The sequence below is a fragment of the Enterobacter sp. DC1 genome (genome assembly GCF_000568075.1).
In the GTDB taxonomy this organism is placed as follows: domain Bacteria; phylum Pseudomonadota; class Gammaproteobacteria; order Enterobacterales; family Enterobacteriaceae; genus Enterobacter; species Enterobacter asburiae.
On record NZ_AZUA01000001.1, the window covers coordinates 300,195 to 322,086 of the forward strand.

General features: G+C 58.4%; 18 protein-coding genes. 6 read left to right on the plus strand and 12 right to left on the minus strand.

The window, feature by feature from the left end; translation table 11 throughout:
- Window positions 1–21: 21 nt before the first annotated feature.
- The 9 genes from P346_RS19980 to P346_RS19940 all read right to left on the minus strand — a co-directional run bounded on the left by P346_RS19980 (window position 22) and on the right by P346_RS19940 (window position 13,041).
- Window positions 22–1,314, minus strand: a complete 1,293-nt coding sequence (locus tag P346_RS19980) for a glycoside hydrolase family 10 protein (RefSeq protein ID WP_032656978.1) — start codon at window positions 1,312–1,314, stop codon at window positions 22–24.
- A 7-nt stretch (window positions 1,315–1,321) separates the two neighbouring features.
- A complete protein-coding gene (locus tag P346_RS19975) occupies window positions 1,322–1,609 on the minus strand; it encodes a VF530 family DNA-binding protein (protein ID WP_032656980.1) in 288 nt (95 codons plus the stop codon).
- A 93-nt stretch (window positions 1,610–1,702) separates the two neighbouring features.
- Window positions 1,703–3,874: a glycoside hydrolase family 2 protein gene (locus tag P346_RS19970; protein ID WP_032656982.1), complete on the minus strand. Its 2,172-nt coding sequence runs from the start codon at window positions 3,872–3,874 to the stop codon at window positions 1,703–1,705.
- Window positions 3,864–6,539 (minus strand): response regulator, encoded by a 2,676-nt coding sequence (locus P346_RS19965; RefSeq protein WP_032656984.1) that lies wholly within the window; start codon window positions 6,537–6,539, stop codon window positions 3,864–3,866. The genes P346_RS19970 and P346_RS19965 overlap by 11 nt, the downstream gene beginning before the upstream one ends.
- Window positions 6,540–6,550: 11 nt before the next feature.
- Entirely contained in the window at window positions 6,551–6,976 is a 426-nt protein-coding gene (locus tag P346_RS19960; RefSeq protein WP_032656986.1) for a globin, read from the minus strand.
- Window positions 6,973–8,367 carry a DUF3131 domain-containing protein gene (locus P346_RS19955; protein WP_032656988.1) on the minus strand — a complete coding sequence of 465 codons (1,395 nt, stop codon included), beginning with the start codon at window positions 8,365–8,367 and terminating at the stop codon, window positions 6,973–6,975. Before P346_RS19955 ends, P346_RS19960 begins: the two co-directional genes overlap by 4 nt.
- On the minus strand, window positions 8,352–9,899 hold the full coding sequence (locus tag P346_RS19950; RefSeq protein WP_032656990.1) for a DUF3131 domain-containing protein: 1,548 nt from the start codon (window positions 9,897–9,899) through the stop codon (window positions 8,352–8,354). Before P346_RS19950 ends, P346_RS19955 begins: the two co-directional genes overlap by 16 nt.
- A complete protein-coding gene (locus tag P346_RS19945; RefSeq protein ID WP_032656991.1) occupies window positions 9,896–11,227 on the minus strand; it encodes a DUF3131 domain-containing protein in 1,332 nt (443 codons plus the stop codon). The genes P346_RS19950 and P346_RS19945 overlap by 4 nt, the downstream gene beginning before the upstream one ends.
- Entirely contained in the window at window positions 11,224–13,041 is a 1,818-nt protein-coding gene (locus P346_RS19940; RefSeq protein WP_032656993.1) for a glycosyltransferase family 2 protein, read from the minus strand. Before P346_RS19940 ends, P346_RS19945 begins: the two co-directional genes overlap by 4 nt.
- A 280-nt stretch (window positions 13,042–13,321) precedes the next feature.
- Here P346_RS19940 and opgC point away from each other — a divergent pair, with 280 nt between their 5' ends.
- Genes opgC through P346_RS19915 form a run of 5 tightly spaced genes read left to right on the plus strand, consistent with a single transcriptional unit; the run spans window position 13,322 to window position 17,428 of the window.
- The gene (gene opgC / locus P346_RS19935; RefSeq protein ID WP_032656994.1) at window positions 13,322–14,539 is read left to right on the plus strand and encodes an OpgC domain-containing protein; all 1,218 of its coding nucleotides are present in this window, start codon (window positions 13,322–13,324) and stop codon (window positions 14,537–14,539) included.
- 11 nt (window positions 14,540–14,550) lie between these two features.
- Window positions 14,551–15,450: a hypothetical protein gene (locus P346_RS19930; RefSeq protein ID WP_084492142.1), complete on the plus strand. Its 900-nt coding sequence runs from the start codon at window positions 14,551–14,553 to the stop codon at window positions 15,448–15,450.
- Between the two features lie 9 nt (window positions 15,451–15,459).
- On the plus strand, window positions 15,460–16,674 hold the full coding sequence (locus P346_RS19925; RefSeq protein ID WP_032656998.1) for a PP2C family protein-serine/threonine phosphatase: 1,215 nt from the start codon (window positions 15,460–15,462) through the stop codon (window positions 16,672–16,674).
- Complete coding sequence (locus P346_RS19920; RefSeq protein WP_032657000.1) at window positions 16,664–17,002, plus strand: STAS domain-containing protein; 339 nt, start codon at window positions 16,664–16,666, stop codon at window positions 17,000–17,002. Before P346_RS19925 ends, P346_RS19920 begins: the two co-directional genes overlap by 11 nt.
- Complete coding sequence (locus P346_RS19915; RefSeq protein WP_032657002.1) at window positions 17,003–17,428, plus strand: ATP-binding protein; 426 nt, start codon at window positions 17,003–17,005, stop codon at window positions 17,426–17,428.
- A 28-nt stretch (window positions 17,429–17,456) separates the two neighbouring features.
- On the opposite strand, the gene P346_RS19910 is transcribed toward P346_RS19915, so the two are convergent.
- On the minus strand, window positions 17,457–18,944 hold the full coding sequence (locus P346_RS19910; RefSeq protein ID WP_032657004.1) for a UbiD family decarboxylase: 1,488 nt from the start codon (window positions 18,942–18,944) through the stop codon (window positions 17,457–17,459).
- 113 nt (window positions 18,945–19,057) lie between these two features.
- Between P346_RS19910 and P346_RS19905 the strand changes: the two genes are divergently transcribed.
- Window positions 19,058–19,942, plus strand: coding sequence for a LysR substrate-binding domain-containing protein (locus tag P346_RS19905; RefSeq protein WP_032657006.1), 885 nt, complete (start codon window positions 19,058–19,060; stop codon window positions 19,940–19,942).
- Here the strand turns inward: P346_RS19905 and P346_RS19900 are convergent.
- Window positions 19,933–20,844, minus strand: coding sequence for a LysR family transcriptional regulator (locus P346_RS19900; protein WP_032657007.1), 912 nt, complete (start codon window positions 20,842–20,844; stop codon window positions 19,933–19,935). The two genes, P346_RS19905 and P346_RS19900, sit on opposite strands and share 10 nt — an antisense overlap.
- Before the next feature lies 1 nt (window position 20,845).
- A complete protein-coding gene (locus P346_RS19895) occupies window positions 20,846–21,832 on the minus strand; it encodes an MBL fold metallo-hydrolase (protein WP_032657009.1) in 987 nt (328 codons plus the stop codon).
- Window positions 21,833–21,892: the final 60 nt, after the last annotated feature.

The following is a 21,892-nucleotide window of genomic DNA, read 5'->3' on the forward strand; positions in this document are numbered from 1 at the left end:
GCGTTTCTGCCTGATAGTCTCTTAGCTTCCCCAGCGTCCTTTCAGGTAGTTCACCGCCTGCTGCGTCTGCGGCTGGTTCAGGTAATCTTCCCGGAACAGGATGGTGCCGTTCACGTTGGGCAGCGAATCGTTGAGATCGAGCTGCTTTTTCAGCTCCGGCACGCCGCCCTGAACCGTCCAGTCCGGCTCATTTCTCGACGGCTCGCCCACCTTGTAGAACGCAATGCCGATATACAGGCGAGTGTGGGTCGGCTTCACGACGTCGGCCCACCATTTGGTCAGCACGTCGTAGCGCGCGGCATCCCGTGAGAAGGGCCAGTAAATCTGCGGAGCGATGTAGTCCAGCAGGCCCTGCTGCACCCACTGCCGCGTATCGGCGTAGGATTCATCATAGGCCGCGGCGCCGCGGGTGTCTGAACCCGCCGGGTCAAAGGAGCGGTTTCGCCACACGCCCGCCGGGCTGACGCCAAACTCAACGTCGGGCTTGGTCTGTTTAATCGCGCGGGAAACCTGCACGATCAGCTGCTGCGTGTTGTGTCTACGCCAGTCAGCCTTTGAGGAAAATCCCTGACCGTACTGCCGCCAGGTCTGTGCGTCATTGAGCGCTGAACCAGGCGTTTCGGTATAGAAGTAATCGTCAAACTGCACGCCGTCTACCGCGTAGTTCTCCACCACTTCGGTCACCACTTTGGTTATCCAGTCGCGCACTTCCGGAATACCGGGGTCGAGAACAAAGCGGTCGCCCGAGATGCGCACCCACTCAGGGTGCTGGACATAGACGCTGGACGGGGTCTGATAGGAAGTCCGGTTCAGGGCGGCGATGGTTGACGGCTTAGTGTTGGTCGACACGCGGTACGGGTTGAACCAGGCATGGACCTTCATGCCGCGCTTGTGTGCTTCATCCAGCATAAACTGCAGCGGATCGTATCCCGGATACTCGCCGATGTTGCCCGTCAGCATATCCGACCACGGTAAAATTTTGGATGACCAGAGGGCCGTGCTGTCCGGCTTCACCTGGAAAAACACCGTGTTAATACCGAGGTGCTTAAGGTTGTCGAGCTTGCCAATCAGCGCCTGCTTTTGCATCGCGATGCGCTGGTCAGCGCTGCGGCCGTTCACCGAGGCCACCGGCGGCCAGTCGAGACGCGAGACGGTCGCCAGCCAGATCCCGCGCATCGGCTCGTTTGCCTGCGGCGTCGGCTTGCTCGCGGTGGGAAGGGGGGTAACCAGTGATTTGGGTGGTTTTGAGGAGCAGCTCACAAGTAAAAGCGCGCAGGCAGCCAGCGCACCAATCCGTTTTACGTGTCGCGTCATTTGCGTATTAGCTCTTGATAATCCGACTGTTGGCCCAGGGATTAAAGGCGGGCTCCGCCTGTTCTGTGCTCACCACATCGTCGAGGGAGTCCAGATACAGGGCTTCGACTTCCGCGCGCGCCCACGGGGTGCGCCGCAGAAACTTCAGGCTCGATTTAACGCTGGGATCTTTTCTGAAACAGTTAATTTTGATTCGGTCGCCCAGTTCGCTCCAGCCATATTTTGCCACCAGGGCATTGACCATCATCTCCAGCGTTACGCCATGCAAAGGATCTTTGGAAATATGTGCAGTCATAGGTGTCCGGATGTCTCAATGTTTGTGGGGGCAGGGTTTCCGGTGAAAGGGTACAAGAAAGCAGGGGAAGCGGCAATTTTCCTTTTCCCTCGCTCATTTTATGATGGACTCCGTCCGCTGATTTTCACCAACTCTTTTTCCCGCCTTGTTTTCAATCGTAAACCCGATCGACACCTCATCCTGACCCACGGGCGTGGCCGTCAGCGTTTTGACCATCGTTCCCGAATCTGCGGGGATTGTCATCGTCATCGTCCCCTTTGCCAGCACCTTATCGCGCTGGGTGATGCGCCAGTTAAGACGGCACTCGCTGCACGGTTTCCAGGTGTCGTTGATGGCCCAGAGACGCACGGTCGCCGCCGTGCCGGATTTCCACTGCGGGGTGACCGGTTCAATGGACGGCAGAATCGGCTGATATGCGCGTTTTAACGCGTAAAACCCGGCTTTAGGCTTACGCAGGTAGTCCACCACGCCCCAGTTGATGGAGGGCCAGGTCTCGACAAACATAAAGTGAAACAGAGCCGTCACCGGCTGGTAGCGCTGTCGGCGGTAGCTCTCGGCAGCCGTGGCGACGAGCCGCGCCTGATACGCCTGGGTATTGCGGATCATTTCCTGAATGTTGTTTCCGCGCGGGATACCGGCAAATTTAAACGTCTGAAAGGGCTGGAAGTTATGGTATTTCCAGACGGTCCAGCCGGGATCGTCAGCGGCGGTGGTTTTTGGCCAGAGATGCGCAGCCGGGATGATGGTTTTTAGCGTGGACAAGCGGGGCAGCGCCTGCGCGCCAAACTCGGTGATGATCCCCGTTTTGGCCGGCGTCAGCAGGTCACGTACGCTACCGAAATACCAGCCCGCCCAGTAGTGCTCCTCAACGGCGGAAAAGCGATGCACGATGCGGGAGGTATCTTCGGCAAGCGTGTCCGCTACCCGCTGCGTGAGCTCGCGGTTGAGGTTTTTGTTCCAGTCCGGGAAGCGTTTTTCCATCCACGGCGAATTCCAGGGCGGTTCGTTATGGCCGCCCCAGACGATGATGGCGGGGGAGTTGCCAAACTGTTCGATCATCTCCCGCGTCTGTCGAACCGCATTTTGGGTAAAGGCGTCGCTGCTGTCGTAGCCCCACTGCAGCGGAACATCCTGCCAGATCATCATGCCCATTTCATCGGCAACGTCATACAGCGCGCGCCCGGCAACGTGTCCGTGCACGCGAATGGCGTTCGCATTCATGGCTTCTGCCAGACGAAGATCGCGACGATATTTTTCTCGCGTCATGGTGCCGAGCCAGGGAGAGCCAATGTAATTGCTGCCCTTAACAAAAAGGCGCCTGTCGTTAATGAGCCAGCCTTTGTTGTCTGGCTGCTCAACGATCTTGCGCAGTCCGGTGCGGGTGACCGCCGTATCCATTAACCCTTTTTCATCCCGTAATGAGACGCGAACCGTATACAGATGGGGTTTCCCGGTGCCGACGGGCCACCACAGTTTTGCCGCAGGCATGGGCAGCGTAACACGGGCGGAATGGGCGCCGTTTTCCAGGGTAAGAGGAAAATCTGCCTGGAAGCGTTTGCCGCTGAAATTAGCGGGCGTGGCGGTGAGCCGCACGGTTGCCGGGCCCTGACCGAGCGCGCGATAGCGAATCTCAGCCTTCAGTGCAGGGCTTTTCAGCCCCTGCGACCAGTCAGGCCGAAGGATGATTTCATCCAGGGTGGCGCCCCGGCTCAGATGCAGCCTGACCGGTGCCCAAATGCCGCCAGAGTTGGCGTCCTGTCCTTCCGGCGACCAGGCACCGCCGGGACGCGTATCATGCTGATTAAGAATCCCCTTCATGACCGTTTTATGCAGCGGCCAGACCTTGTGCGGATCTTCGTAAGGGCTATCCACCCGAACCACTAACTGGTTGTGACGTTGTAACGCGGCGCTGGCATCCAGCGAAAAGCGCTGAAAATAGCCCTCGTGCTTGCCCAGCGGCTGGCCGTTCAGCGTCACGTCGGCAAGGTAATCGACGCCGTCAAACACCATGGTGCTCATTACGTCGGGCGGTTGAAGGGGTAGCGTAAATGCGTGCTTATAACACAGCGCGCCCTGATGATCGTACCCCGCGCTGTACCAGTTGGCGGGGACTTTCAGCCCGCGCCAGCCTGATGCGGGAGGAGGCGTGCCGTCGTTGGCGTCCTGAACCTGCCAGGTGCCCGCAAGCGACCAGCTTACCGGCGCTGATGCCGCCACCATTGTGGGGAGAAACAGGGCAAAGAGCAGCATGCAGTTACGAGTCATGAGTCACGTTTACCCCGCGCGCGTTGAGCCACGCCGCCAGGCGCAGCGATTCCTTGTGAAGTTGTTCATTCAGCGCCGCAAGCTGATGCCTGTCCTGCGAGTGCGCCTCGTTCTCCAGAGCCTGCAGCTGACGGGCGAGCAGCCCGAAATCCAGCGTGACGGCTTCTCCGCGCAGCTTGTGGGCCGTGCGGCGCAGCGCTTCACGGTCATCGCTGTCGATTGCCCGGGCGATCGCTCTTATGGCCTCCTCCAGCCCTTCGCCAAACAGGGCCAGTAGCTCCTGAACCAGGGCAGAGTCGTCAGCGCACTGTTTCAGCAGGCGCGCTTCATCAGGAAAAACGGAGGAATCATCATGACGCTCGAGCACGCGAGCTATCTCCTCAGCGAGACGCTCCTGGCTGATGGGCTTGGCAATGTAGCCGTCGAAGCCCATGTTAAGACAGCGCTCCTTATCCCCCTGCATGGCGTGTGCGGTCATGGCGACGGCGGGCTGGGCCGATCCTGGCCGGGCGCGTTCCTCCTCGCGAAGCAGGCGAATGGCGGTCTCGCCGTCCATCTCGGGCATCTGAAGATCGATCAGCAGAACGTCCCACACGCCCGTGCGCCAGCGTTCAAGCAGCGCGACGCCGTTGTCGACGATCTGACAGGTATGGCCGAGGCGTTCCAGCAGGCGCGCGGCAACCTTCTGATTAACGAGGTTATCTTCAGCGAGCAGGATCCGCAGCCCCGTAGCGCCCGGGGCGGTGACGGGGGCGGGCGCGGTTTCCCCCACGGTCTTCGGCGCACGTTCAAACGCCGCGGCAATCGCCTGATGCAGCTCGTCCTGAGCGATAGGCTTATGCAGATAGTTTTTGATGCCAATTCGCTTCAGCATATTGATATCAAAATGTCGGCTCATAGAGCTCAGCATGATGATATGGCTTTCAGAAATCTGCGGCAGCACCGAAAGCTCAAGGGCCAGAGACACGCCGTCCATATCCGGCATCTGCGCGTCCAGCAGGATCAGCGGCCAGGCACTCGCTTTAACCCGGTTGATGGCCTCGCTGGCGTTGTTGACGCAGGTGGGTTTTAGCCCCATCTGGCTCAGCATGGCGGCCAGCAGCCGGAGGTTGGTTTCGTTATCATCCACCACCAGCACGGGCTCACCGTTAAAGCGCTGGCTACGCGGGCGTTCCTCCGGGGCAACAAACTGTGTTGCAAGCGGCAGGACGAAAGAAAACTCGCTGCCTTTCCCCGGCTCGCTGGTGACCGTCAACTCGCCGCCCATCGCCGCAACCAGTCGAGCAGAAATGGTTAACCCGAGCCCCGTCCCTCCATAGCGGCGGGTGGTTGAGTTATCCGCCTGGCTGAACGCTTCAAAAATGGCCATTTGTTTATCCGCCGGGATGCCAATGCCGCTGTCGCGCACCCGGAAACGCCAGCGATCCGCGCTATCGCCCGGCTCAACAATCAGGATAACTTCTCCCTGGTGCGTAAATTTCAGCGCGTTGCCCAGCAGATTGGTCAGGATCTGGCGCAGCCGGGCGCCATCGACCAGCAGCACGTCGGGAACGTCGGGCGCAATATCAACCAGAAGCTCAATGCCTTTTTCGCTCGCCCCCGGCATGTGCGGGCGAATAAGCGACTGAATGAAGGGACGGACAGGCACGGGGTCCGTCTCCAGCTCCACTTTGCCGGCTTCGATACGGGAAAAGTCGAGAATATCGTTGATGATATGCAGCAGAGACTGGGCCGAACTCATCACCAGCGTCAGGTAATCCCGCTGATCGGAACTGAGAGACGTATCCAGGCACAGCTGGGTCATGCCGATAATGCCGTTCATCGGGGTACGAATTTCATGGCTCATATTCGCCAGGAACGCGCTTTTTGCCTCATTGGCTTTTTGTGCCTCAATGGCCGAGGCGAACGCCTGAATTTCAGCCTCCTTGCGCCGCGTAATATCCTGCAGCGTGCCAATTACGCGCTCGGCGTTTCCCTCAATGGAGAGTGTGACCACCTGGCCTGACAGCAGCATCCAGCGCAGTCCTTCGGTAGGGTGATGCACGCGAATTTCACATTCAAAGACCGGACGGTGATCCTGCTTCGAAGCGTGCAGCGCCTTGCGCAGCGCTGCGCGATCGTCCTCGTGGACCTGATTGAGCAGAAAAAGCACCGGATATCGCCACTGGGTGCGCGACTGACCCAGCATGGCAAGCAGCGTGTCGTTAACCTGTAACGCGTCGCCGGAAACCTGCCAGTCCCAGATCCCAATATGAATGGATTCTGCCGTCAGCAGAAAATCGTCATGCAGCTGGTGGCGCGAGCGCTGCGCCTCATCCAGCTCCGTAATATCGCTGTGCAGGCTGACAATACCGCCGTCCGCAAGGCGCTGATGCTGAACGAAAATACGCCGCTGGCCCACTTGCCGCACCTCACAGTGTTTATCCTGCCGACAGTTGCGTACGACCGACTCGCGTAGCGTCTGGCGCAGGCCGGGGTCGACGTTGTAAACAGCGTCGATAAAGCGTTCCGCCAGCTCAGCAAGGGGCTTACCCACCTGCAGCCAGGGGGTGATGACCGGATAAAAAAGGGCCACGTTGTCATTCCAGGCCTGCAGGCGCTCATCGCAGTCATAAATCATGACGGCGGCCGGCAGCGCGTTAAGATCGTACGTAAATGTGCTCATCGCGATCCTCCCTACGCGCGGTAGTGCAGTTCGGCCTGTCGGCGCAGGTACTCCAGCCCGGGCGCGATAGCCATCGCCCAGGCCGTCAGGATCTCTTCGTCGCACTGCGGGTCGCGCTCGCTCACCGCGTTCAGCATCGCTTCTCGCCAGAGCGCGAAAAATCGTGGGGGAAGGTGCAGGCCGTCGTCGCTTTGCTCCCGCGCCAGCCGCTCGAGAAAATCAGGGACGATCAGGGCGCCGTCTACCGCAAGCATGGCGAAGAAACTTTTAAACAGGGTCTGCTGACCTTCCCGATCCGGCAGGCGAGAAAAATGCAGCTCCGTCTCGGGTGACATATGGACGAAGGCGTCATAGAACGTCTGAAAAAACGCCGTTTTGTCATTATCCGGAAAGACGCGGTTCAGACTGGATTCAAACAGATCGCGGTAAAACTTCACGGCGTCCTCCTTAGGGCGTTTTCGCCCGGCAGACAGTGCCCGACTGGCGTATATTCCTCTGCCACACGGCGCGTAAAGTAGCTCTCTTTCCTAGACCGGCGGGCGTCAAACAGCGGCCCGGCGTTGTGCTTAAAGAAAAGGGCTTCCAGAACCGTGGCATTGGTAGAAAGGGTCAGGGAGGCGTTGGTATCGCCCGTGGCTTCCAGGCGGCCTTCGTACCAGCCTTTCTGCGGATCGTTAAGGTGCTCGGTGACCGACATCAGGACGTCGGTATAAGAGGTATCCCACAAGGCCCACAGCGCAAAAACCGCTTTTGTCGAAACCTGCGCGAGGCGGGTGTAATCCCGGCCATCATCGCCAACAGAGTTCCAGGCATAGCCATTTCCCCAGACCGTATCCTGAATGTGCCAGGGGGCCTGTGGGAGCGAAAAATCCGCTCTGGCCGTCAGGATCTTCTCGGTCTCCCAGCGGCTTTTCTGGCTGAGCCAGACGTTTTCCGCCTGCTTGCGCAGACGCTTTTGCAGATCGGCCGCAACGCCTTCCGGCTCCCAGCCAAACTCCAGGCCCGGCAGCATATAGGGAAGGGTGGTGATCAGGGAGGGCTGCCACGTGGTGCGCGGATCGCGGGCGTCCACGGCCAGGCGCCGCTGAGCGATGATGACGTGGTGCGCAGGGGGCGTAAACGCTTTATCCGGGGAAAAACCCCACAGACGAAACGCCGTCGCGGCATATTCGCTTTCGCCCAGGCGCAGCTCCTCGCGGACCACCGGCTGGCCGTTTTGCAGGGAAGAGGACCACAGTTCGCCTTCGCCATCGATGACCGGGCAGAAGTTCCAGCGCAGAATGATTTTATCCAGATACTCGCTGTACTGCGGCTCCCGCTCAGCGGTCAGGCGCAGGGCGAGCATCAGACGAGCCATGTCGCGCGCGGACCAGCCATTTTTAGCGGGCTTGCCGCTAAAGTCGATCGGCGCCGCTGTCTGGCTGGAATAGAGCCGCCCTGGCGTCCGGGTCTCGGTCAGCATCAGGCGGTTGAGAGTGCCCATCAGCCGCGTCAGGCGGGCGTCATAATCGGCCTCATCAATCAGCCCCAGCTCTTTTGCCGCCAGCAGGGCGATAAGCGTATCGCCCATTTGCCAGAGCGTAACGCGGGGCTGTTTGTCGCTTCCGTTGACCAGTCCGGTTTGCGGCTGCGTATTGTTCACGAAATAGCGCCAGGCGATCGCCGCCCATTTCTGTTCTTCCGGCGTCAGGGCAGCGATACGCGCGCTGGAGTGCCAGCCGCCGTTGATTAGCCAGCGCCAGCCGGCCCCCTGATTGCCAAACAGAGCAAAGATGACCACGCCTGCGAGGAGTAATCCCGCGAGCCCTCTGGCTATGGTTTTAAGCATTGCGCTGTCACCGGAGGCAGTTTAACCGGCTCGTCCGCGCTGCAAGACGCGCACTGACAGGCCTGGCAGGCGGGTTTGGTGCGCTGCGTGATGCCGGTCCGGTCGCACCAGCTTTTTACGGCCGGCGTGCTTGTCAGGAACGGGCGGCTGCGCAGGGCGTTGTTCTCTTCAAACTGATCGAGCAGCTTTTGATCCCACAGCGACGGCGCAAAATCCTTGCTCTTAGGGTTGTCGGTATTGAAGGCCAGCAGTTTGCCCTCTTTTTTGAACAGCAGGGCCTCCAGCATGATGCCGTTATTGTTCGCGGTGAACTCCTTGATCGGCCCGTCGCCGTTTTCATACAGCCCTTCGTAGTAGCCTTTTCCCTCTTCGTTGGCATTCTCAATGGTGTTCAGCAGGCGGTCGGTATAAGGCGAGTTCCACAGGACCCACATCCCCAGCGCCGCTTTAAGTGAAATCGCGGCAGCGTTAGGGACGAACTGGCCCTTGTCGGTGATGGTGTTCCAGTTGTACCCGTCGCTGAAGACGGTGTCATAGACGAAGTAAGGGGCTTTATCGAGCTGGTGCTCAGAGCGCGCGGTGAGCACGCCGGTGATGGTATAGCGGTTCTCCTGAGCCTGATAAACGCGATCGGCAAAGTTTTTCATCCACGTCAGGGAGTAGTCGCGCGGGGCGTTATCCCGGTCGGTCGGCTTATCGAAGCCGAACTCCAGACCGTAGAGCAGGTAGGATTCCGTCACCACGTAGTTATGCTGCGACGTATTGCGCGGGTCGCGTGTATCGTACGGGACCAGCACGCAGTAAATCTCGGCCAGCTCGTACGGCTGCGGGCGGCTGGCTTTACAGGTATTGAACCCCCACAGCTGAAAACCTGCCGCGCCGTACTCTTCATAGCCCAGGCGGCCTTCCTGAACATACTTCGGTTGACCGTTTTCGAGATAGGCGCCGTACAGCGTGCCGCAGGGGTCAATTGCATGGCTGAAATCCCAGCCGAGCACCACGTTATCAACGCTGTTGCCGTATTCCGGGTAACGTTCTTTGATGATTTTCAGCCAGACCAGCATTCGCCCGATATCCAGGGCCGAGAAGCCAATTTCGCCGGGCTTGTTGGTATAGTCCACCTTCTGGCCGCTGATGGTGTTATAGGCTTTGTTGGGCAGCTCGTTGCGGAACAGCACCAGGGTGTTTAGCGTGGCGAGAAATTTCAGCATCCGGCGGTCGAATTCTGCTTTATCAATGATCCCCAGCTCGCGCGCCGCCGTTAGTGCGGCCAGATAGGAGGCGCTGTCCCACATGGTGGTGGAGGGATATTTATTAACCGCATTCACCAGGCCCGTCGTGGGCTGATAGTTTGAGACGAAATACTGCCAGGCGTTTTTCGCAATCGTCATCTCTCGGGCGGTCAGCTCGCCGCTGCGCGGGGAGTAACCAGATGCAGGCAGCCCGGTTTCCGCGCGCGCGGTCGAGAGCGCCAGCCAGCAGATCGTTATTCCCGTGAGCAGGTGGAAAAGGATCGGGGATCTTGGCTTCATGGCGTTGCTCCTGCGGGAGTGGATGAATGGGGGGCCGTGTTAAGGCAGGCCAGACAGAGCATCTGGCCGTGCGCGATGTAGGACAGACTTTCCAGCACGATGGCGTTGGTGTCGGCGTCCACGACGCTATTAACGCTGTTATTAAGATTGAAGCCGCGTTGCCAGCCTTTACCCGGCACCAGAAGCGGCAGAACCTGCTGGCGCAGCGCTTCGCTCCAGCCGTTGCGGAACAGGGCATACCAGGCAAACGCGGTGCGGGTGGAGGCGATCGCCACCTTCTCCGGCACCTCTTCGCGCAGGGCGCGCGCCTGTACCGGCTGCCTGTTTGGCAGATCGGTAACGTAATCCGGCGCCGGTTCGGCATAATCCGTGCTGATGGGAGGTTTTGGTGAACGCAGACCGTGGCGCCGCTGCTGGATCTGCATAATCCGCCACGCAATTTCAGCGCTCTGTGCGTCAAAGCCAAGCTCAAGGCCGGTTAATAAATAGGGGAGGCTGATTAGGGAGGTCTGCTTGCCCCAGGGCGTGCGCAGCCCTTCATCGGGAACCATGATCCCGTCCAGGTCGATCATCTTTTGCCCTTCAGGCGGATTGGTGACCGCGAGGCCCGCCGCACTGTCAATTAAGCGCAGCGTATGGCTGGCATACAGCCGATAGCCAAAGCTGTCCCGCTGTTCGTCATTGGTCAGAGTCCAGTGATGGAGCGGCACGGCCGCCTGGCTTTGGGTGTTGTTTTCCATCAGCGCGCCGGTGCGCCAGATGCTAAATAGATCGCGGATTGCGGCTGCGTGCTGAGGATAGCGCCAAAGGAGGGTCTGAAGCGCCGTCAGCAGGCGGCTCAGGCCTATTGCGGAGGCGTCAGGTTTTCCCAGAATTTTAAGGGTGTCCGCATGGTAATACGCGGCAGGGAGGCCTTTCTCATTAAGCGGCAACTGCCCCAGCGTAAACAGGGCCGCGCTGATCCTCTCGTCAAACTCATCGGTGGAAATGATATTGAGCTGCTCTGCGGCAGCGGCCGCAAACAGGTAGCTCCCCACGCTCCAGAGGCTCAGCCAGGGCTCTCCGTCGCTGGCGTTCGCCAGGCCGTTTGGCTGGGTATTATTCACGTAGTATTGCCAGGCCACCCGCGCCCAGATGGCCTCTTCATAGGTCAGCCCGCGTTTCGCGGGCAGCGGAGGGAAATCTTTGCTGAGCGCGATGCCGCCGCTGCTCTCCACGCGCGACGGCATTTGTTTCTCAACCCATACCACAATGGCAAAGCCGAGCAGGAACCCCAGCAGAATAGTGAGATAACTGCGCGCGGAAAGCAGGGCATCACGTATTCTCATTGGGTGACCTCATCGTCTTCGGCGGGCGTCCACATGGCTGCGAATATCAGCGGCAGCATGGCGGCGATGTTCACCCCTCCCCAGAAAATATTGATGACGTAGCCAGAAGGATCGTCGACCTGGCCGCGGGCAACCTGAATCCCGCCCCAGATAAGCCCTGCGAGGGTCAGCACCACGATGGCAATCTGCGGCTTCACCAGATAGAGAAAACGGCCCGTCTGCCTCTCTTTTGGCGTGACGTGAAATTTGATCTGTTCCCCCCGCAGCACCGTATTAAGCGCGCGCAGATTCATGGAAAAGAAGGAGAGGTAGGAAGCCCTGCCGTCCCAGGCCGAAATCCCCCATGTCCCGAACATAAAGGCCAGCTCGGAGAAAATAAAAAAGGGGAGAAAATGGAGATAGAACGGCGTCGACCAGGCCGATACCGGCGGAATGCCGGTGAACAGATAAATAATGGGTGAAATCAAAAACACCGTGTTCCATACGCAGGCCATATAGGACCAGAAGGTCGTGGCGTACATCAGCGTCTGGGGGAGTGAAAGCCTGAAGCGACGACGGCTAAAGATGTTGTCATGGAACAAAATATCCAGCGAACCTGCGGCGTATTTAAAACGCTGGATCATCCAGGTCAGCATATCCTGCGGAGAGAGCATCTTCGACTCAACGCGCGGGTGCATGACCGAACGCCAGCGTCGTGCGGCGTCACCGTGCAGCAGCACCGAGGTGTAAATATCTTCGGAGACGTGGAATTTGTAGGGCGTTAACTCAGTGTCAAATGCCACGTGCGGGCGCATCGCCTCCTGGAGCGCACTCCGCGTTTCGTCATCGCGGATGTCATGGGTATGGCGATGGATCTCCTCTTCGACGGACCAGACGTAGCTTCTCAGCGCGGCCTGCATAACCGCCTCGCGACGGTGGATGGACGCCGCGCCGCAGCAGAACGCCGCGTTCGCCCAGTTGCGCCGCCGCAGGATCACGTCATAGAACATGCGCGGATCGTTAAAAAACGGGTCGCGGCCAACCGTGACCGGCCCCACGAATTTTTGTATCAGCCAGCCCAGGCCATAGCCCGCTTTTCCCGCTTTCCGCTGGCCCCAGCGCGACAAACTTTCTCCTTCCGGAAGATCGAAAAACCACTGCGGCGTCTGCACCCAGGCCACGTCCGGGTCGCGGAAATAGCCCAGCGTATGGCTGAGAAGGGTGGGAAATACCCGGGTATCGGCGTCGCAGATGACAATAAAATCGCCGTCAGTTTGCTCAAGGCCATTGCGCAGATTACCGGCCTTAAAGCCGATGTTGGTCTGCCGACTGATGTAATTGACGCCTTCCTCATCGCAAACGGCTTTCATCTCCGGGCGACGGCCGTCATCGAGGACGTGGATCCGGTAGTCAATCGGGTACGGGTAATCCATCTTCAGGGCATCGCGAATGGACAGCCTCACCAGCTCGGTGTCTTCGGAGTAGGTGGCAATGAACAAATCCACCTTAACGGGACGGGGCTCTACGGCCTCCTCCGGTGACAGGCAGTCGTTAATCTCGCTCGGAGGCGGGCTCTGGGGAGGATCCTGTTCTTTCCATAAGTTAATGGTAAACAGCACGGTACCGATCCAGGCCAGGGTTTCGGCGAGGACCAGCGGTATGGCGTACCATAGCGCGTCCGTATTCAGGGAGGCGGTCCAGCGCCAGTAAATATAATTTGCGCCCAGAATAAGCGCCGCGACCGCTAGCACCTGCCAGGTCATCATTACCCAGCGCGGCGTTTTTAACGGTTCCGGAGGTCGACGATGTTCAAAACGGGAAAAATAAAAATCCATAGTTCCGGCGTTCCTGATTCCGTGAAAATGCAGACCCATTCTGCTGCGCAGGCAGTTGCCCAAAAGCGAAAGAAAATAGCGATTAAACAAGATTTAAGATAAGTGTAGAACGCCGGATAAAAGTGTCCAGCGCCGTTTTTATTAATATGTAGCAGGAGTTAATCCAGATTTAATTCTGCTTAATATATTTCATCTGCCAGCGATAAATTGCAGTTACTATTCCTTTAGTCTATCTACTTTATTTAGACCTTAATTTTCGTTTTCAGGCAAAGGACACCCTATGAGCCATGTTGCGCCGTCGATTGCGCAAGAAGATGACGCTAAATCAACAGCATGGCAGTATGCCGTTGCAGGCGCTCGGGACCTGAGAATTGACTTTATGCGCGGAATAGCCCTCGTCATGATGGTCGTGGCGCATACGGAGGTGATGTCGGTATTTAATATATTCTCCTGGGAGCGTTTTGGGTTAACCACAGGTGCAGAAGGTTTTGTTATTCTCTCGGGATTTATGCTGGGGATGCTGAATCGCGCTCGTCTGCAAAAAGTGGTTTTGCTCACGGTTTCGTGGGGGCTTTATCTCAGAGCGTGGAAAATATATCGTGTAAATATCATTATCATAGTGTCGTTTATTCTCCTGGCCTATATCCCGCATATTAATCTTTTCGAGGTCACTCATTTTACCGACCGCTTTTCGGGTGAAAGCTGGTCGCTTTATCCGGTCACGCCGCAAATAAAAGAGACCTGGTTCAACATTATCCTCTATTTGCAGATTGGCCCTCATCAGACGCAAATTCTGGGGCTATATATCTTTTTGCTGCTCTTCAGCCCGCTATTTTTGGGGTTGCTGCAGAAAGGGAAAGTCTGGTGGCTGCTGGGGCTGTCGCTGCTGGTGTACGGCCTGTGGCAGCGGTGGCCGCTTCGGCTGACGCCGTCGGAATTCGAATTTGCCTTCCCGCTGCTGGCGTGGCAGTTCATCTTTGTGCTGGGCATGGCCAGCGGCTGGTATAAAGCCGAACTGCTCTCTTTCGCACGCACGCCTGCTGGTAAAGTGGTGGTGGTTGCGCTGGTGATAGTGGCGCTCATTCTGGGGTTCATAGCACAGAACCATACCAACCCGTTTATGCCCCCCGCGCTGCTGATGCACGTGATTCCGCCTGACAGCTTCAATACGTTTTACCACACCTGGGCGGCGAAGAATGGGCTGGGCCCGGTGCGGGTGTTAAACGATATCGCCCTGATGGTTACCGTCTATCTGGTGCTGACATACTGCTGGACGCCGCTCGACCGCCTGCTGGGATGGTTTCTTATTCCGCTAGGCCAGCACTCGCTTTATACCTTCATTTTGCATGTGTACGTGGTGCTGCTGGTCAGTCAGTTCATCACCTTCGATTTGTGGCGTCATGCCTGGATAGAAAATACGTTAGTGCATGCTGCGGCACTGGGCATTTTGTGGCTCATGGCAAAATACAACGTCGCCGCACGCTGGATACCTAACTAAGGATGGCGGTTATGCGCGAAAAATGGCTCCTGGCGGGCGTCTTGCTCGCCGTAATACCCGCGGCGGATGCGGCGCAGAGCAGTGAGAAAGAGACGTTGCGCGATAAGAACGGCGAACCCGTTCAGGCAGGCGTATTTACCAGCCGGTGGGGGCGTCTGTTCTCAGGCAATGACAAGAAATTTTCAGGCGCCCTGAGCTTCAGTTCAGGGCTGAAAGAGCAGATGGTGAGCGTGCCCAACAGCTCGGACAGCGCCGCGCAGGCGAAAAAAATTAACCAGACGCTGAATCTTAGCCTGCAGTATTCACCCTACAGCTTCTGGTTTGCCAACATTACCTCCCGGTTGCCACTCAGAGATACCACCCGCTATACCGCCGATTTTCGCTACAGCTTCGGCTATGACGACTGGCATGCCAATACGTTCAGCCTGGTCTACGGCAACTACGGCGATAACCACTTCTGGACGTCGGGTAGCCGGAGACACACCTATTTCGAACAGGGCGCCTTTACGCTGGCCTACAAGTTTTCGCTACCGAAACCGGTTGAAAACACGCTCCTGATTAATAAAGGGGATTCCATCATTTGCCAGGTCGGGTACAGCTGGGTTCCGCGCTACTACGACCTAAGCAGCAATGACATCCGCAAAAATAAAAACGTCATGCTCGGCGGCTGCGGCTATACCTTCAAACAACATTTCTTCGTTCGCGCAACGGCGTTCTGGTTCCCGGACAGCAGCCAGCAGCAGCCCTGGAACGGCGATTACAGCTACAGCTTCGGCTATGCGGGCTATACGCCCGGATCGTTCTCCGTCCAGTACGCTAACTACGCGGGAACCCGCTATCCGGGGCACGGGAACGGTAATGCAAAATTCAGGGAAGGGACCGTGAGCCTCATCTGGTTCTTACCGCTATAGGAGGGATGTATGTCAGCGCTGCACGTGTTAATCGTTGAAGATTCGCTGATTTATCGTCGGTTGCTCTCCCGAATGCTCACCCAGTGGGGGTATATCGTGAGCGAGGCGGAAAATGGCGTTGCCGCGCTGGAAATATTGTCCAGCCAGCCGATCAGCATGGTGATAAGCGACTGGGAGATGCCGGAAATGGACGGGCTTACGCTCTGTCAGACGATCCGCAGCCGTCAGTTTGGCCACTATGTGTATATCATTCTGCTGACGGCCCGCGAGAATGCCGGGGATTTAACGCAGGGTTTTGATGCGGGGGCCGATGATTTTTTAAGCAAACCCGTCGAACAGGCTGAGCTACGGGCGCGGCTCCATGCCGGGGTACGTATTTTGACGCTGGAAGCGACCCTCGCGGCGCACAACAAGCGCCTGAGTGAAGCGTTACGCCAGATTGAACAGGATCTTGAGCTGGCGGCGCGCGTTCAGCACTCGGTTCTGCCTTCACACCGCCTGCGCTTCGGGGACTACTTTTCCGACTGGCTTTTCTTACCGTCTGCCTGGGTATCGGGCGATGTCTTCAATATTTTTCCTCTGGACTCTCATCTGGGGTTCTATTGCGTGGACGTGTCCGGTCACGGCGTGGGGGCAGCGATGATGTCCCTCGCGGTAGCGCGTCAGTTCCTGCACGGCCGCGTGGTGGACCGTTTTTTGTTTACCGCAGAGGGCGGAATTCAGTCGCCTGCTGAGGTCATCAGAATATTGAACAGCCGCTTTTGCAGTGAAGAAAACGACATCACCAGCTATTTCACCATCATCTACGGCGTGATCGATCCCGTAAGCGGTCAGGGACTGTTGTGCCAGGCGGGGCATCCTACTCCCGTGATTGTGAACGCAGAGAGTGCCGTCACTTACGTTGGCGAGGGTGGACCGCCTGTCGGACTGATGCCCGATCTCAGCTGGGAGGACGTCGCTTTTACCCTCAATCCAGGGGATCGCTTATGCTTATTCAGTGACGGCATCACGGAGTGTGAGAACAGCGAGGGCGAGCAGTTCGGCCCGCAACGTCTGGAACGCTGGCTTCATGAGCATGCCCATCTGCCGGTTGACGAGCTCCTGCCGCGGTTCGGCCAACACCTGACCGGCTGGCGCAATGCAAACAGACATGAACCGACCGCCTTAACCGATGACGTTTCACTGTTAGTGATTGAGCGTCAGGGAGAACAGAATGATTATTAACACTGAACGATTACCGCATGCCAACATTCTCACGCCAGCGGTCCGGCGGCTGGATGCGTCCATTGCCGCGGCGTTTAAGGCCTCTGTGACGGAAGAAATTGGCAGCGATCGTAAAGCCTTAATTGTCGACTTTAGCAAAGTGGACTTTATCGACAGCAGCGGGCTGGGGATGCTGGTGTCGTTGTTTAAGCTGATGAACGGGAAAGGCGAAATGGCGCTTTGCTCCCTGAACCCCGGGATCATGAATATGTTCACCCTGACCCGAATGGATCGCATATTCCGCATCTATCCGGATAAAAACAGCGCGCTTGCGCAGCTGGGGCAGTAGATGCAGACGCCGGAGCATGCGGAATTTCCGGCAGAGCTCGGCTCCCTGACGCCGCTTGCCGGCTGGCTGGGAGACAGGCTGAGCGCGCTTGCCGTTGACGATGAGTGGCGTTTCGCGCTCGATCTGGCCGTCTGTGAAGTGGCGACGAATATCATCCGGCACGCGCTGCATGAGGATGCCTCACGCGCATTCGACGTACAGTTCGACATCCGGGACCATAATGTCCGCGTTGTCTTTACCGACGCGGGTGATGCGTTCCCGCTGGAGCGGCTTGAGGCCGCCCGAAGAGACCGCTTCTGCGAAATCTCGCCGCTGCTGGAGAGCGGCAGGGGGCTGATGCTCATTTTGCTGAGCGTCGATCGTTTCTCGGTGGAGCGAAAGGCGGATAAAAATATTGCCACGCTTGAAAAGAAAATAAGCGTATGACCTGCTGGCCATACGCCCGAAATTTTCCCTATTTCTTCTCAGCGAACAGCTCCGGCGCCCACGGACGCGGATCCACCTCCATAAACGGCGCGCGCTCGAAGCGGTCCTTCAGCGCCCACGGCACCGTGCAGTCGAAGATGGTCTTGCAGGAGATGCCGTTTGCGCGAATTGAGTTGCTGTAATCCGGCGACTGGGACGGATCCAGCTGGTGGCCGCGGATCCCCGGAATATTCGTGATGCTGACATCGCCCTGCATGCGGGTGGTCATCGCCCACAGGATGTCGTCGCTGTCGAAAATATCCACGTCTTCGTCGACAAGAATGATGTTCTTCAGCTCCGAATAGGTGGCTAAGGCAATGAGCGCCGCCTGTCCCTGACGTCCTTCGTCTGACGGCTGGCGTTTTTTCACCTGCAATATCCCGAGGAACTTACCGCCGCCCGCGGTATGCGCATAGACGTTTTGCAGGAAGCCCGGGATCGCCTCTTCAACGGCATTGCGGATGCTGGCCTCCGTCGGCAAACCGGCCAGCGTGGTGTGTTCTTCTCCCGGCCCCACCAGCGTTTGCAGGATCGCGTGGTTTCGCATGGTTACGGCTTTCACTTTGATCACGGGCAGGGACGGGTTCGCCTCGCCGCAGTAGCCCGGGAACTCCGGCATCGCGTGGCCGGTATTGGTGTGCTGATCTTCTCTTACGCGCACGCCCGGAAGAAGTTCGCCCTCGATGATGATTTCCGCCCGCGCGATCGCTTTCTCTTTTACCGCCACGCCCTGCACCAGTTCTACAGGCTGCTGGCGCAGCGCCCCGGCGACGCCCAGCTCGTTGTAGCCAAACGGCGTGGTGGGGGCCTCAAAGCATGCGCCGATATAGATGGCGGGATCGAGCCCCATATTGATCGTCACCGGCAGCGGTTTTCCGGCCTCTTCGGCTTTTTTGCGGAAAACTTCGATATGGCGCCCGGCGGCAAGGAACATCGAAAGCTCGTCGCGCTCCTGGACGCAGAGGCGGTGAATGGTGACGTCCGTCAGCGAGCTGTCTTCCGGATCGCTTGCCAGCACCAGCCCCAGACAGAAGAACGGGCCGGCATCAATCGGCGTATTTGTTGGGGCCGGAAGCAGCTTGCGCAGGTCGAAGTCTGGGTCGTCTGCGTAGAAGACCTGTTCCTGGCAGGGCGCCTGCGAGGCGGGAACGACAACCGGCGCAACCGGCTTTTTCACCGCCTGGCCGACGTGTTTTGCCAGCTCAGAGGGCTCGCAGCCCAGAAGCAGCGCCGCGCGCTCGCGGCTGGCGTGCATGCCCACCAGGATGCGGGAGCCCGGATAGCCCTTCACGCTGTTGAACATCATGGCCGGGCCCGTACGGGTGGGACGTTTTACCGTGCCGCCCGCGCCGATATGGCGGTAGACTCCCGCCAGCTCCGCGTTGGGATCGACCGGATAATCGGTTTCAAGATACTGCCCTTCGTGGCGCTGAAGCAGGGCGATGGCGCTACGGAGATCGTTGATCGGGTTTTCCATATTTTCCTCCCTCGTTTGAATACTTCCATTTTTATGGCAATGACCAATAGCATCAATTGCATCATTACTGCTAAATTGATAAGTAATTTCATATCGAAAAAAGGAGACGTTCCGTGCAGTTTCGTCAGATGCGCCATTTCATCGTCGTTGCCGAAGAGCTCCACATGCACCGGGCCGCTGAGCGTCTGAACATGGCGCAACCGGCCCTGAGCCAGCAGATAAAGGCGCTGGAAGAACGTTTAGGCGTCACGCTCTTTAGCCGGGCGAACCGCCGCTTAACCCTGACGCCCGCGGGCGAAGCGTTTCTGGTGAAAGCCAGGCTCGCCATCTCCCTGACCGAGCAGGCGGTTCTCGACGCCAGGCAAACGGCAAGGGGCGAGCAGGGGGTATTAAACCTGGGGTGCGTGTCGAGCGCGATGTTCGACGGCAGGCTGCCCGCCGCGCTGCGCCAGATGCATACGCGCTGGCCGGCCATTACCATGTCGCTGGTGACGGGAAACGTGCAGACGCTCTACGCGGCCGTGCAGAGCAACCAGCTCGATGTGGCCATTATCCGGGCGCCGCTGCCGTCGCTGCCTGACGATCTGCAAAGCCGCCCGTTCACCGCCGAGAAAACGGTGCTGGCGCTGTATCGTCAGCATCCGCTGGCGGGATCGTCCGCGCTGACGCTTTCGTCGGTGAAGGACGAAAAATGGATCTCCCTGCGCGACCCGGAGGGGATGGGGCTGGAACAGTACTTTTATGACGTCTGCAGCGGGGCGGGCTTTCAGCCGGACGTGGTGCAAAACGCGACCGACGTGCCCACGGTGATAAGCCTGGTCTCGGCGGGGGTTGGGCTGGCGCTGCTGCCCGCGTCGGCAAAGGCGGTGAGCGTCGAGAACGTGGTGTACGTGGACATCCTCGACCGGCTGCGTGAAAGCGAGCTGACGCTGGTTTGCCACCGGATTATTCGCTCAGAAGTGCTTAAAAAATTCCTGATTACCCTCGATCACGCCTGACGCCCGGCGGCCTGCAGCAGCTGCTCGCGCAGCCAGACGTTCGCCGGATCCTGGCTGTTTTTCGGATGCCAGTACATGTAGATGGTAATCGGCTGGAGCGGCAGCGGCGGCGCAAAGAGATCCAGCGTGCTGGCAAACTGTTTCAGCATCCGTTCCGGCAGGGTGCACACCAGGTCGGTACCGGCAACAAGCGCAGGCGCCATGGCGTAGCTCTGCGTGGACATCGCAACGTGTCGCTGATAGCCCAGCCCGGCCAGGGTTTGATCGACAAAGCCGGTAAACGGATCTCCCGCCGATGACACCACCAGATGAGAAAGCGCGCAGTAGCTTTCCAGGTCTAACGCTCCGGTCCCGCGCGGATGGCCTTTGCGCTGGGCGGTGGCAAACGCGTCGTCGAGCAGTTTGCGCCTCACCCAGCCGTCATGGGCGCCCGCGCTTACGCCGGTGTAGATATCCACATCTCCGTTTTCCAGCTGCTGCGCCAGTTCGGACATGTGTGGAAGGGCGAAGCGCAGGCGAATACCTGGAGCTTCGGTACCCACCTGGGTAAGCAGCCCGGTGCCCAGCATCAGCGCCGGGTTTTCGTGCAGCGCGATGACAAAGGTCCGGGTACTGGTCTGCGCATCAAACGCGATGGGGGCAAACAGCGCGCTGATGCCGCGCAGCACGCTCTCCACCTGAGGCTTGAGCGCTTCCGCTCGCGGCGTGGGCAGCACCCCACGTCCATGTGGGGAAGGAATAAACAGCGGTTCGCCAAACAGCGTTCGCAGACGCGCCAGACGAGCGGACAGCGCGGGCTGGCTTATGCCCAGCCGCGCGGCCGCATGGGTGATATTCCTGTCCTGAAGCAGGGCGTCCAGGGTCAGGATCAGGTCGATGTCCATGTCAGAGACGGGCGTCATCTTATTTCGCGCTGCTGGCGTCGCGGTTGGTATAGGTCACAGGGACCCAGGCATAGCCGCCGTTTTCGCCTTTGGTGACATAGCCGATACCCGGGAACGGCAGATGGGGCGCGGCAACCAGGTCTTTATTTTTCACAAAGTCCGCAAACGCATGTTCGCGCACGCTTGCGGCTTTGTTCTGATCTTCATCGTAGGTAATGGTCACGTCAGGCTGCGGGAACTGTACCGCCGCGGCATGAATGATGTCGCCAACAAAGGTGATTTTCTCGCCTTTGCTCGTCAGCGTGTAGAAGGCTGAGCCCGGCGTATGGCCGGGATGAACCGTGCCGGTCAGCCCCGGGAGAATCTCCGATGTGCCGCTAAACGGCACCACTTTACCGGCGTCAAGATAGGGTTTTAAGGTCTTCTGCGCGACGTCAAAGTAGTTCTTGCCGTAGCCGGTTTTTTTCTGATTCTCGTCGTTAAAGAAAAAGTCGACGTCCGGTTTGCCAACGAAAACGCGCGCGTTGCTGAACACCACCTTGCCGTCTTTCACCAGGCCGCCCGCGTGATCGGAGTGGGCGTGGGTCAGCAGGACTTCAGTAATGTCCTCGGGTTTAATCCCCTGGGTGGCAAGGCTCTCAATCAGACGTCCGCCGTTGCCGGGGCCAAAGAGCTGGCCTGAGCCCGTATCCACCAGAATTTTATGTCCGGGCATCGCAATCAGGAACGCGTTGATGGACACCTCAGGCGGGTTGGTCTGGAAATTTTTCGCGAGCAGCGCATCAATTTTTTGCGGCGTTGTCCGGCGCAGCAGCTTGTGCAGATCCTGCGCGACGGTCCCGTCCGTAAACGAGGTGACCAGAACGTCGCCGACCTGAACGCTGTATCCGCCCGCCGGTTGTTTAACGACGTGCTGGGGCGTCTCTGCCGACGCCTGCAGCGCAGGGTAGAAAAGCAGTGAACTGGAAATAAGCGTGGACAGAGCAAGTTTTTTCACGGTAAGCATACGAGTCTCCTTTGAAAGCGCTCATCTTACTTCTTCGTAAAATTATAAGAACCTGCCCAG